The organism is Variovorax sp. GW821-FHT09B05, from assembly GCF_059418265.1.
Genome location: NZ_JBWKPN010000010.1, coordinates 234,020 through 246,037, shown reverse-complemented (window position 1 = coordinate 246,037; position 12,018 = coordinate 234,020). Strand labels below are relative to the sequence as shown.

Annotated in this window: 11 protein-coding genes; all 11 read left to right on the top strand. The window is 69.5% G+C overall.

The window, feature by feature from the left end:
* Positions 1 to 18: 18 nt before the first annotated feature.
* The 11 genes from AC07RM_RS25525 (at position 19) to xylB (ending at position 11,993) form a co-directional block, all read left to right on the top strand.
* Complete coding sequence (locus AC07RM_RS25525) at positions 19 to 954, top strand: LysR family transcriptional regulator (RefSeq protein WP_281077681.1); 936 nt, start codon at positions 19 to 21, stop codon at positions 952 to 954.
* Positions 955 to 1,128: 174 nt separating this feature from the next.
* On the top strand, positions 1,129 to 2,439 hold the full coding sequence (locus AC07RM_RS25520; protein ID WP_495336342.1) for an ABC transporter substrate-binding protein: 1,311 nt from the start codon (positions 1,129 to 1,131) through the stop codon (positions 2,437 to 2,439).
* A 150-nt stretch (positions 2,440 to 2,589) separates the two neighbouring features.
* Positions 2,590 to 3,447 (top strand): carbohydrate ABC transporter permease, encoded by an 858-nt coding sequence (locus AC07RM_RS25515; protein ID WP_093352146.1) that lies wholly within the window; start codon positions 2,590 to 2,592, stop codon positions 3,445 to 3,447.
* A 149-nt stretch (positions 3,448 to 3,596) separates the two neighbouring features.
* Positions 3,597 to 4,430, top strand: a complete 834-nt coding sequence (locus AC07RM_RS25510) for a carbohydrate ABC transporter permease (RefSeq protein ID WP_093352143.1) — start codon at positions 3,597 to 3,599, stop codon at positions 4,428 to 4,430.
* 17 nt (positions 4,431 to 4,447) lie between these two features.
* Complete coding sequence (locus AC07RM_RS25505) at positions 4,448 to 5,488, top strand: ABC transporter ATP-binding protein (protein WP_208509899.1); 1,041 nt, start codon at positions 4,448 to 4,450, stop codon at positions 5,486 to 5,488.
* Between the two features lie 88 nt (positions 5,489 to 5,576).
* The gene (dalD, locus tag AC07RM_RS25500; protein WP_495336401.1) at positions 5,577 to 6,959 is read left to right on the top strand and encodes a D-arabinitol 4-dehydrogenase; all 1,383 of its coding nucleotides are present in this window, start codon (positions 5,577 to 5,579) and stop codon (positions 6,957 to 6,959) included.
* Positions 6,956 to 7,744, top strand: coding sequence for an L-iditol 2-dehydrogenase (locus AC07RM_RS25495; protein ID WP_495336341.1), 789 nt, complete (start codon positions 6,956 to 6,958; stop codon positions 7,742 to 7,744). The genes dalD and AC07RM_RS25495 overlap by 4 nt, the downstream gene beginning before the upstream one ends.
* A gap of 113 nt (positions 7,745 to 7,857) precedes the next feature.
* Complete coding sequence (locus tag AC07RM_RS25490; RefSeq protein ID WP_495336340.1) at positions 7,858 to 8,529, top strand: transaldolase family protein; 672 nt, start codon at positions 7,858 to 7,860, stop codon at positions 8,527 to 8,529.
* Positions 8,530 to 8,552: 23 nt separating this feature from the next.
* Positions 8,553 to 9,503: a carbohydrate kinase family protein gene (locus AC07RM_RS25485; protein WP_495336339.1), complete on the top strand. Its 951-nt coding sequence runs from the start codon at positions 8,553 to 8,555 to the stop codon at positions 9,501 to 9,503.
* A gap of 42 nt (positions 9,504 to 9,545) precedes the next feature.
* Complete coding sequence (locus AC07RM_RS25480; RefSeq protein ID WP_261209677.1) at positions 9,546 to 10,499, top strand: AraC family transcriptional regulator; 954 nt, start codon at positions 9,546 to 9,548, stop codon at positions 10,497 to 10,499.
* 36 nt (positions 10,500 to 10,535) lie between these two features.
* Entirely contained in the window at positions 10,536 to 11,993 is a 1,458-nt protein-coding gene (gene xylB, locus AC07RM_RS25475) for a xylulokinase (protein WP_495336338.1), read from the top strand.
* Positions 11,994 to 12,018: the final 25 nt, after the last annotated feature.

Below are 12,018 nucleotides of genomic sequence, written 5' to 3'. Positions count from 1 at the left end.
CTTCATATACTTTTGGTGATGACCGTCCAGAAAACCTCGCCCGATGCCTCGCTGATGCTGCAGGTGCGACCGCGCCAGCTGCTGCTGCTGGTGCGCCTCGACGCCCACCGCCACCTGGGCCGCGCGGCCGAGGCCATGAACATCAGCCAGCCCGCGGCCACCAAGCTGTTGCAGCAGCTCGAGGATTCGCTCGGCGAGAAGCTGTTCGAGCGGCTGGCGCGCGGCATGGAGCCCACCGCCTACGGCGAGATCCTGGTGCGCTACGCCCACCGCGTGGTCAGCGACTTCGGCAGCGCGCGCGAGGAGATGCTGGCGCTGCGCTCCGGCCTCAGCGGCGCGCTGCGCGTGGGCAGCGTGCCCGGCGCCGTGCCCGAGCTGCTGGCGCCGGCGCTGGTCGAGTACCGCCGGCGCCATCCGCAGGTGGCGGTGTCGGTGGTGGTCGAGACCAGCGACGTGATGCAGGCCCAGCTCGAGCAGGGCGACGTCGACCTGGTGCTGGGCCGGCTCACCGACGGGCACGACGAATCGCGCTACGCCAGCGTGCCGCTGCTCGGCGAATCGCAGGTGGTGGTGGTGCGCAGCGGCCATCCGGCCTTCGAGCGTGAGGGCCTCACGCTGGCCGACCTGGCGGCCTGGCAATGGGTGCTGCAGCCGCCGGGGTCACCGCAGCGCGGGCGCTTCGAGGCCGCCATGCGCGAGGCCGGCGTGCAGGCGCGGCTCGACATCCTCGAGACCGCCTCGCCGATCGCCATCACCGCGCTGCTCGAGAGCTCCGACATGGCGGCCGTCATGCCCGCCTCGCAGGCCCGGCACTACGCGCGGCTGGGCCTGCTGCGGGTGGTGCCGATCGAGCTGCCGGTGCGCGTGCCGCCGATCTGCCTGGTCACGCGCGAGGGGCGGGCGCTCTCGCCCGCGGCGGCCCAGTTCCGCCGGCAGCTGCTGGGCGCCGGCTGAACGCTTTGGATTGCCTGTGGCACATGCTGTATTGCGTTGATTAGGGAATTCACTAGCCAATCGGTGCATGAAAGTACCGTCGTTGACATTCGAAGTACCAAAACCGCAAGCATGTTTATCCAGAATCCGGGCACGGCGACCCGAGGGGGCGTCGCTCACCCTCTAGGAGACAACATGCAGCGTTTTCTGAAAGCGGGCCTCGTCCTCGCACTCGCCGGCACTGGGCTCGTCGCCCAGGCTGCCACCGAACTCGTGATCGCGACCGTCAACAACGGCCACATGATCGAGATGCAGAAGCTCACGCCCTTCTTCGAGAAGGCCAATCCCGACATCAAGCTCAAGTGGGTCACCCTGGAAGAGGGCACGCTGCGCCAGCGCGTGACCACCGACATTGCCACCAAGGGCGGCCAGTTCGACGTGATGACCATCGGCCTCTACGAAGCGCCGATCTGGTCGAAGAAGGGCTGGCTGCAGCCGATCGCCACCGACGCCGCCTACGACGCCGACGACCTGCTGCCCGCGATCCGCGACGGCCTGTCGTACCAGGGCAAGCTCTACGCCGCGCCGTTCTACGGCGAGAGCTCGATGCTCATGTACCGCAAGGACCTGGCCGACAAGGTCGGCTTCCAGATGCCCGAGCAGCCGACCTGGAACCAGGTGAAGGAGCTGGCCGGCAAGATCCACGACCCGAAGGCCGGCGTCTACGGCATGTGCCTGCGCGGCAAGCCGGGCTGGGGCGACAACATGGCCTTCCTGACCACGCTGGTCAACACCAACGGCGGCCAGTGGTTCGACATGCAGTGGAAGCCGCAGATCGACACCAAGCCCTGGAAGGACGCGATCAGCTTCTACGTCGACCTGATGAAGGCCTACGGCCCGCCGGGCGCTTCGGCCAACAGCTTCAACGAGAACCTCGCGCTGTTCAACGAAGGCAAGTGCGGCATGTGGGTCGACGCGACCATCGCGGCCTCGTTCATCAGCGATCCCAAGCAGTCGAAGGTGGCCGACAAGGTGGCTTTCGCGCAGGCACCGGTGGCCGTCACGCCCAAGGGCGCCAACTGGCTGTGGACCTGGAACCTGGCGATCCCCGCCAGCTCGACCAAGGCCGCCGCCGCCCAGACCTTCGTGAAGTGGGCCACCTCGAAGGACTACGTCAACCTCGTCGCCAAGGAGCACGGCTGGGGCGCGGTGCCCACTGGCACGCGCAAGTCGACCTACGCGAACCCCGAGTTCCAGAAGGTCGCGAAGTTCGCCGCCGCCGAGAAGAAGGCCATCGACGGCGCCAACCTCAGCGACAGCACGTTGCCGAAGTCGCCCTACGTCGGCGTGCAGTACGCAGCCATCCCCGAGTTCCAGGCCATCGGCGTGGCGGTGGGCCAGCAGATGAGCGCGGCACTCGCGGGCAAGGTCACGGTCGACCAGGCGCTGAAGACTTCGCAGACCACGGCCGAGCGTGAGATGAAGAAGGCCGGCTACTACAAGTAAGCCTCGTGGCTTGCTCCCTCCCCTCCGGGGGAGGGCCGGGGTGGGGGCACGCACGGCGCGTCGTCCGTTGCCGCGCTTGATCGCGGCAGCCCCCATCCCCACCTTCCCTCGAGGGGGAAGGAGCCAGACAGAAGAGAGAAGGGACCCCCCATGAAAAGACTCCTGCCCCGCGCACTCATGGCGCCGGCCGTGCTCACGCTCTTCCTCTGGATGATCGTGCCGCTCGCGATGACGTTGTACTTCTCGTTCGTGAACTACAACCTCATGCAGCCCGGCGACCATCCCTTCGCGGGCCTCGCCAACTTCGAGTACTTCGTCACCGACCCGGACTTCTGGCCCGCGACCTGGAACACGCTGCTGCTGATCGGCAGCGTGATCGGCATCACCGTGGTGCTCGGCGTGCTGCTCGCGCTGCTGGTCAACGAACCCTTCCCGGGCCGCGGCATCGTGCGCGTGCTGCTGATCTCGCCCTTCTTCGTCATGCCCGCGGTCAACGCGCTGCTGTGGAAGCACATGATGATGAACCCGATCTACGGCATCCTGGCCGACGTGTGGCGCGCCTTCGGCGCCCAGCCGATCGACTGGCTCACCGACGTGCCCCTGCTGTCGGTGATCATCATGGTGGCCTGGCAATGGCTGCCGTTCGCCTGCCTGATCTTCATCACCTCGCTGCAGTCGCTCGACCGCGAGCAGATGGAGGCCGCGCGCATGGACGGCGCGAGCGCGTTCCAGCGCTTCTTCTATCTCACCGTGCCGCACCTCGCGCGCCCGATGGCGGTGGTGATCATGATCGAGATGATCTTCCTGCTCAGCGTGTTCGCCGAGATCGCCATCACCACCAACGGCGGCCCGGGCAACGAGAGCACGAACATGACCTACATGATCTTCAAGCAGTCGCTCATGAACTTCGACGTGGGCGTGGCCTCCGCCGGCGCGCTGTTCGCGGTGGTGCTGGCCAACATCGTGGCCGTGTTCCTGATCCGCATCATCGGCAAGAACCTGGATTAGTCATGTTGCACACCCCCAGTCTTCGCGCACTTCGTGTCGCTTCGCCAACCCCCTTGCAGGGGGCAACACCAACGGCCCGGCAAAGCCGGTTCCGTGGTGTTCCTGGAATGGGCCGTGTCTTGCCCACCGCACGATGGAGTAGCTGAACCATGCAACAACAAGCTCCCAGCAACTTCCTGCCGCAACTGCTGCGCACCGTCGGTGCCTGGGCCGTCGCGCTGCTGCTGTTCTTCCCGCTCGGCTGGCTGTTTCTCACGGCCTTCAAGACCGAGCTGCAGGCGATCCACGTGCCACCGCTGTTCATCTTCGAGCCCACGCTCGACAACTTCGGCGAGGTGCAGCGGCGCAGCGACTACCTGCTGTACGCGCGCAACTCGCTGATCACCAGCCTGGGCTCGACCATCCTCGGCCTGTTGATCGCGGCGCCGGCCGCGTACTCCATGGCCTTCTTCCGCACGAAGAAGACGCGCGACATCCTGATGTGGATGCTCTCGACCAAGATGATGCCGGCCGTGGGCGCGCTGGTGCCGATCTACGTGCTCGCGCAGACCGCGGGCCTGCTGGATTCGCTGAGCGCGCTGACCATCGTGTTCACGCTGTCGAACCTGCCGATCATGGTGTGGATGCTCTACAGCGCCTACAAGGACATCCCGAACGAGATCCTCGAGGCCGCGCGCATGGACGGCGCGAGCCTGTGGACCGAGTTCCGCCATGTCGTGCTGCCGCTGTCGGTCGGCGGCCTCGCCTCCACCGGCCTGCTGTGCCTGGTGCTGAGCTGGAACGAGGCCTTCTGGGCGCTCAACCTCACCTCCGCCAAGGCCGGCACGCTGGCCACGCTGATCGCCTCGTACTCGAGCCCCGAGGGCCTGTTCTGGGCCAAGTTGTCGGCGGCCTCGCTGATGGCCATCGCGCCCATCGTCGTGTTCGGCTGGTTCAGCCAGAAGCAACTGGTGCAAGGCCTGACCTTCGGCGCCGTCAAGTAAAGAAAGGGAGACACCCCATGGCCTACCTCCAACTGAAGAACATCAAGAAGAGCTTCGGCGAAGTCGACATCATCAAGGGCGTCGACCTCGAGATCCAGAAAGGCGAGTTCATCGTCTTCGTCGGTCCTTCGGGCTGCGGCAAGTCGACCCTGCTGCGGCTGATCGCGGGGCTCGAGCCGATCAGCAGCGGCAACCTGCTGCTCGACGGCAAGGACATCACCTGGGCGCCCTCGGGCAAGCGCGACCTCGCGATGGTGTTCCAGAGCTATGCGCTCTATCCGCACATGAGCGTGTACGACAACATGTCCTTCGCGCTCAAGCTCGCGGGCACGAGCAAGTCCGAGATCAAGACCAAGGTCGAGTACGCGGCGAAGACGCTGAACCTCACGCAGTACCTCGACCGCCTGCCCAAGGACCTCTCGGGCGGCCAGCGCCAGCGCGTGGCCATCGGCCGCGCCATCGTGCGCGCGCCCAAGGTGTTCCTGTTCGACGAGCCGTTGTCCAACCTCGACGCCGCGCTGCGCGGCAACACGCGGGTGGAGATCCACAAGCTGCACCGCGCGCTCGGCGCGACCACCATCTACGTCACGCACGACCAGGTCGAGGCCATGACCCTGGCCGACCGCGTGGTGGTGCTCAAGGACGGGCTGATCGAGCAGGTCGGCACGCCGCTTGAGCTCTACGACCGCCCGGCCAACCAGTTCGTCGCGCAGTTCATCGGCATGCCCTCGATGAACATGGTGGCGGCCAGCGCCATCCCGAGCTTCTCGGCCGCCACCGGCGGCCGGCTGCCGAGCGACGGCTTCCTCGGCGTGCGGCCCGAGGGCCTGCGCGTGCATGCGAAGGCCGGCGCACCGGTGTCCGATGTGCAGGGCCGCGTCGAGCTGATCGAGGCGCTGGGTGCCGACACGCTGATCCACGTCGACGTGGGCGGCGTGCCGCTGGTGGCGCGCCAGAACGATCGCACGCCGCTGCAGGCCGGCGACGACGTGGCGGTCGAGCTCGATCCCTCGGTGCTGCATCTGTTCACGCGCGACGGTCGCGCGGTCGCGGCCTGAACCTCTTCTCTCGTTTCATTCCTCTTCCGGGACATTCTTCGTGACTCTCGCAGCAGCGCCCCTTCCACCCGCTCCCTCGGAGTTCACGGTGCTCCACCTCGGCCTCGGGTCCTTCCACCGGGCGCACCAGGCGGTCTACCTGCAGCGGCTGATCGACGCGGGCGACACGCGCTGGTCGATCTCGGGCGCCAACATCCGGCCCGACATGGCCGAGGTCGTCGAGGCGCTGCGCGCCCAGGGCGGCCGCTACACGCTCGAGACCGTCTCGCCCGCGGGCGAATACCGCTACGAGCAGATCGAGGCCATCCGCGAGGTGCTGCCCTACGAGCCCTCGCTCGCCGGCCCGATCGCGCGCGGCGCCGCGTCGTCGACGCGCATCGTCTCCTTCACCGTCACCGAGGCCGGCTACTACCTCGACACCAAGGGCCGGCTCGACCTGTCCTTCGCCGACCTCGCCACTGACATCGCGCGTGCCGCGAAGGGCGAGGCCGGCGGCGAGGGCGTGACCATCTACGGTGCCGTCTGCGCGATCCTGCGCGCGCGCAAGGCCGCCGACGCAGGGCCGCTCACGCTGCTGAACTGCGACAACCTGCGCCACAACGGCGAGCGCTTCCGCGCCGGCCTGCTCGAGTTCATCGAGCGCGCGGGCGATGCCGAGCTGCTGGCCTGGACGCAGGCGAACACGCGCTGCCCCAATGCCATGGTCGACCGCATCACGCCGCGCCCGCCGCCCGAGCTGCGCGCGCGCGTGCAGGCCGCCACCGGCCGCGACGACGCGGCCGCGATCACCGGCGAGAGCTTCATCCAGTGGGTCATCGAGGACGACTTCGCGGCCGGCCGCCCCGACTGGGCGCGCGTGGGCGTCGAACTGGTCGACTCGGTGCAGCCCTACGAGGAAGCCAAGATCCGCATCCTCAACGCCACCCACAGCTGCATCGCCTGGGCCGGCACGCTGGTGGGCCTCGGCTTCATCCACGAGGGCACGCACGACGCCGCCATCCGCAAGATGGCCTTCGACTACGTGAGCGACGACGTCATTCCCTGCCTGAGCCCGAGCCCGATCGACCTCGCGGCCTACCGCGACGTGGTGCTCGACCGCTTCGGCAACCCCGCCATCCGCGACACCAACCAGCGCGTGGCCGCCGACGGCTTCTCGAAGATCCCGGGCTTCATCGCGCCGACCGTGCGCGAGCGGCTGGCCGCGGGCCAGCCCATCGACAGCGTGGCGATGCTGCCCGCGCTGTTCCTGGCCTTCCTGCAGCGCTGGCACCGCGGCACCTTGCCCTATGCCTACCAGGACCAGGGCATGGACGAAGCCGTGGCGCATGCCATCTGCGACGCGGCCGACCCGGTCGCCGCGCTGTGCGCGGACGCGGGCCTGTGGGGCCCGATCGCGGGCGATGCGCGGCTGGTCGATGCGGTGCGCCGCGCGAGCGGGCGTGTCGCGAGTTTCATCGGCGACAAGGCATGAGCACCCGGCTGCAGGACCGCCATGTGCTGCTGACCGGCGCGGGCGGCGGCATCGGCCTGGCGGTCGCCGAGGCCTGCATCGCCGAGGGCGCGCGCTGCAGCGTGGTCGATCGCGCTGTGGCCCCTTCCGAGGCGGTGCGCGCACTGCAGCAGCGCCATCCCGACCGCCTGGCCTACATCGCGGCCGACGTGACCGACATGCAGGCCATCGCGCGCCTGCTGGTCGAGGCGCAGGTGGCCTTCGGGCCGATCCACGTGCTGTTCAACAATGCCGCCGTGTTCGATCTCGCGCCGCTGCTCGACAGCGACGAGGCCTCGTTCGACCGCCTGTTCGCGGTCAACGTGAAGGGCATGTTCTTCGTCATGCAGGCCGTGCTGCGCCACATGGTCGAAGCCGGCACCCGCGGCGCCTCGGTCATCAACATGGCCTCGCAGGCGGGGCGGCGCGGCGAGGCGCTGGTGTCGCACTACTGCGCCACCAAGGCGGCCGTGATCAGCTACACCCAGAGCGCGGCGCTCGCGATGGCACCGCACGGCATCCGCGTCAACGGCATCGCGCCCGGCGTGGTCGACACGCCGATGTGGGACCAGGTCGACAGCCTGTTCGCCAGGGCCGAGGGGCTGGCCCTCGGCGAGAAGAAGCGGCGCGTGGGGCTCGAGGTGCCACTGGGCCGCATGGGCCTGCCGGGCGACATCGCGGGCGCGGCCGTGTTCCTGGCCAGCGACGAGGCGCGCTACATCACGGCGCAGACCTTGAACGTCGATGGCGGCAACGTCATGGGCTGAGATGGCGATGCATGCTGCAGTGAAGTCAGGAAAGTATCGGAGCGCTTGCCTTCACTGCGGTGAAGCGCGGGCCGCCCGGTGAGAAGATAGCCGACCTCCGCCGCACGCGATCCATGAACGACGATTTCCATCTCTACCTCGACAGCGCCGACCTCGCGGCGCTGCGGGCCTGCCTGCCGCACCCGGTCGTCCATGGCGTGACGACCAACCCGACCTTGCTCAGGCGCGCCGGTGTCGGCCGCGCCGAAGTGCCGGGCCTGCTGCAGCGCTGCATCGAACTGGGCGCGCGCCAGGTGCAGGCGCAGGTGTATTCGAGCGAGGCCGACGGCATGCTCGAGGACGCGCAGGCGCTGCTGCCGAAGTTCGACGCCGGCCAGCTCGTCATCAAGATTCCCGCCACGCGCCAGGGCCTGGTGGCCGGCGCGCGGCTGATCGCGCAGGGCGTGCCCGTGACCTGGACCGCCGTCTACGCGCCCGAGCAGGCGCACTTCGCGGCGCAATTGGGCGCGGCCTATGCGGCGCCTTACCTCGGGCGGCTCGAGGATGCCGGCCAGGACGGGCTCGCGCTGATCGCGCGCATGCAGTCGCTGGTCGCGCGGCGGCCCGCGGCGGGCACGCGGCTGCTGGTGGCGAGCATCCGCTCGCGCGAGGCCTACCTGTCGCTGCTCGCGCTGGGCGTCGGCGCCATCACGATCCCGCCGCGCCTGTTCGCCGAACTGCTCGACCATCCCGCCACCTTGGCCGCCGAACGCGGCTTCCTGGACGACGCCGGCGCCTTGAACTGACCGAAGAAAATCCTGTCCTCACCATGCGCATTGCACTCACGGGCGAAGCCCTGATCGATTTCACCGCCAGCGAGGCCGGCGCGCTGGCCTTCCTCGGCCACGAGGGCGGCTCGCCGCTCAACACGGCCGTGGCCTGCGCGCGGCTGGGCCAGCACACCGGCTTCTTCACGCAGCTGTCGACCGACCTGTTCGGCGAGCGGCTGATGGGCTTCCTCGAACGCAACGGCGTCGACACCGGCTTCATCCTGCGCAGCAGCGCGCCCTCGACCCTGGCCTTCGTCGAGCGCACGCCGCAGACCAACCGCTATGCCTTCTACACGCACGGCAGCGCCGACGCGACCTGGGCGCCCGAGCCGCTGCCGCAGCTGCCGGCCGACTGCCGCTTCCTGCACTTCGGTTCGATCTCGCTGCTGCAGGAGCCGGCCGCGACGCGCATCGCCGACCTGGTGAGCGCCAACGCGGGCCGCTGCGTGATCGTGTTCGATCCCAATGTGCGGCCCAGCCTGATCCCCGACCTCGCGGCCTACCGCCTGCGTGTCGCCAACTGGTTCGCGATGGCCGACCTGGTGAAGCTCAGCGACGAGGATGCCGCGCTTTTGGCGCCGGACCGCCCGGTCGATGCGCTGGCGGCCGAGATCCTGGCCGCGGGCGCGCGCGCCGTCATCGTCACGCGCGGCGGCGAGGGCGCCACGCTCTGGCGCGCGGACCGCGCGCCGCTGTCGGTGGCCGCGCCGCGCGTGCAGGTGGTCGACACCATCGGCGCCGGCGACACCTTCACGGCCGGCCTGTCGGTCGCGCTGCTCGAGCAGGGCGTCGAGCATCGCGACCAGCTCGCGGCGCTTGGCGACGACGGCTGGCGCGCGGTGATGCGCTTCGCCGCCACCGCCGCGGCCCTGAATTGCACCCGCGAGGGTGCCGATCCACCGGTGCTGGCGGCCGTGCAGGCGGCGCTGGCGCAGGGAGACAATCGCTAGTCGTTCTGGCAGCGGGCGCGGCCCGCGAGCGAGCATGCAGCCATGACCACCACCACCCGCAAGCGTTCGATTCCCCGCCAGCGCCAGCCCGAGCTGGAGCGCGACTTCGCGCGCTCGCCCTCGCTGGGCTACGAGGCGCCCGAGGAGACCGGCCTGGTGCGATGCCTGGCGCACGGCTTCCCGAGCCCGCTGGTGCGCTGGCACTTCCACGAGGACTACGAACTGCACCTGATCACCGAGACCTCGGGCAAGGCCTTCATCGGCGACTGGATCGGGCCGTTCCAGCCCGGCCACCTGGTGCTGTGCGGCCCGCGGCTGCCGCACAACTGGATCTCGCTCGACGTGCCCGAGGGCGGCGCCGCCGGGCGCGACCGCGTGATCCAGTTCCGTCACGAGCCGATCGAGCAGGCCGCAGCGCAGATCCCCGAGCTGCGCGAGGTCATGCAGCTGCTCGAGCGCGCGCGTCACGGCATCGAGTTCTTCGGCCTCTCGCAGCAGGCGCAGCGGCACTGGGACGACATCAAGGCCGCGCGCGGCGTGCGCCGGCTCGGGCTGTTCCTGGGCTTCCTGGCCGACCTCGCGCAGTGCACCGACTACCGGCTGCTGTCGAGCGTGCAGATGCAGGGCGCGCAGGGCGCCGACGGCGATGCGCAGGTCGACCAGATCAACGGCATCGTCAACCGCATCACCAACAACATGACCGAGCAGCTCTCGATGGCCGACCTGGCCGCCGAGCTCGGCATGAGCGAGAGCCGGTTCAGCCGCTTCTTCCGGCGCTCCACCGGCAACAGCTTCACCGACTTCGTCAACCGCGTGCGCATCAACAGCGCCTGCCACCTGCTGATGCAGACCGACCACTACGTGACCGACATCTGCTACCAGGTCGGCTTCAACAACGTGGCGAATTTCAACCGGCGCTTTCTCGAGATCAAGGGCATGACGCCCAGCGAGTTCAGGCGCCAGGCCGACACCCGCTTCGGCAACGGCATGGCCTGAACGCCGCCTTTCATCCAAACCCACCGGGAGCTTCTCTTGTATCTGGGACTCGACCTCGGCACGTCCGAGCTCAAGGCGCTGCTGCTCGCCGACGATCACCGCATCGTCGGCGTGGCGCGCGCATCGCTGACCGTGGACCGGCCGCATCCGCTGTGGTCCGAACAATCGCCCGCGCAATGGTGGCAGGCGCTCGAGCAGGTGATGGCGCAGCTGCGCGCCGACCAGCCGGTGGCGCTCGCGCAGGTACGCGCCATCGGGCTGTCGGGCCAGATGCACGGCGCCACCTTGCTCGACGCGGCCGGCGAGGTGCTGCGCCCGGCCATCCTCTGGAACGACGGGCGCAGCGGCGCGCAGTGCGAGGCGCTGACGCGCGCGGTGCCGCGCCTGGGCGAGATCGCGGGCAACCTCGCGATGCCGGGCTTCACGGCGCCCAAGCTGCTGTGGGTGCGCGAGCACGAGCCCGAGCTCTTCGCGCGCGTGGCGCGCGTGCTGCTGCCCAAGGACTGGCTGCGCTTCATGCTGAGCGGCGAGGCGGTCGGCGAGATGTCCGACGCGGCGGGCACGCTGTGGCTCGACGTCGGGGCGCGCGACTGGTCCGACGAACTGCTCGCGGCCACCGGCCTCACGCGTGCGCAGATGCCGCGGCTGGTGGAAGGCAGCGAGGTCTCGGCCATGCTGAAGCCCGAACTCGCCGAACGCTGGGGCCTGGGCGCGGACGTGAAGATCGCCGGCGGCGCGGGCGACAACGCTGCCAGCGCGGTCGGCATGGGCATCGTGGAGCCGGGGCAGGGCTTCGTCTCGCTCGGCACCTCGGGCGTGATCTTCGTCGCCTCGAGCCGCTTCGAACCGAATCCCGCGCAGGCGGTGCATGCCTTCTGCCATGCGTTGCCGGGCCGCTGGCACCAGATGTCGGTGATGCTCTCGGCCGCGAGCGCCGTGAGCTGGGCGTCGCGGCACCTGGGCTTCGGCGACGAGGCCACGCTGCTGGCGGCGGCCGCGCGGCTCGACGACGCGGCGCGCGCGCGCGCGCCGATCTTCCTGCCCTACCTGTCGGGCGAACGCTCGCCGCACAACAACGCGAACGCGCAGGGCGTGCTGTTCGGACTCACGCAGGCGCATGGCGCCGACGACATCGCCTATGCGGTGGTCGAGGGCGTGAGCTTCGGCCTGCGCGACGGGCTCGACACGCTGACGCGGCCCGCGGGCGCGCTGGCGCTGGTGGGCGGTGGTGCGCGCAGTACCTGGTGGGCGCAGCTGCTGGCCGACATCCTCGAAGTGCCGCTGACGCTGGCCGAGGGCGGCGAGGCCGGTGGCGCGCTCGGCGCCGCGCGGCTGGCCTGGCTGGTCGATGGCGGCGCGATCGCCGCGGTGTGCACCGCGCCCGCGGTGCGGCAGCGCTTCGATCCGAAGGCCGAGGCCGCGGCGGGGCATCGCGCGCGGCATGCGCGCTTTCGCAAGCTCTATCCGCTGCTGCGCGCGTCGTTCGAGGCCTGACCCTTCCCATGGGGGAGAGGGGCTG

Bases quoted from the DNA above. Each gene is read 5' to 3' on its own strand.
- AC07RM_RS25520 (WP_495336342.1), top strand. From the start codon at position 1,129: ATGCAGCGTTTTCTGAAAGCGGGCCTCGTCCTCGCACTCGCCGGCACT.
- AC07RM_RS25495 (WP_495336341.1), top strand. From the start codon at position 6,956: ATGAGCACCCGGCTGCAGGACCGCCATGTGCTGCTGACCGGCGCGGGC.
- AC07RM_RS25525 (WP_281077681.1), top strand. From the start codon at position 19: ATGACCGTCCAGAAAACCTCGCCCGATGCCTCGCTGATGCTGCAGGTG.
- AC07RM_RS25510 (WP_093352143.1), top strand. From the start codon at position 3,597: ATGCAACAACAAGCTCCCAGCAACTTCCTGCCGCAACTGCTGCGCACC.
- AC07RM_RS25515 (WP_093352146.1), top strand. From the start codon at position 2,590: ATGAAAAGACTCCTGCCCCGCGCACTCATGGCGCCGGCCGTGCTCACG.
- AC07RM_RS25480 (WP_261209677.1), top strand. From the start codon at position 9,546: ATGACCACCACCACCCGCAAGCGTTCGATTCCCCGCCAGCGCCAGCCC.
- AC07RM_RS25485 (WP_495336339.1), top strand. From the start codon at position 8,553: ATGCGCATTGCACTCACGGGCGAAGCCCTGATCGATTTCACCGCCAGC.
- AC07RM_RS25505 (WP_208509899.1), top strand. From the start codon at position 4,448: ATGGCCTACCTCCAACTGAAGAACATCAAGAAGAGCTTCGGCGAAGTC.
- AC07RM_RS25490 (WP_495336340.1), top strand. From the start codon at position 7,858: ATGAACGACGATTTCCATCTCTACCTCGACAGCGCCGACCTCGCGGCG.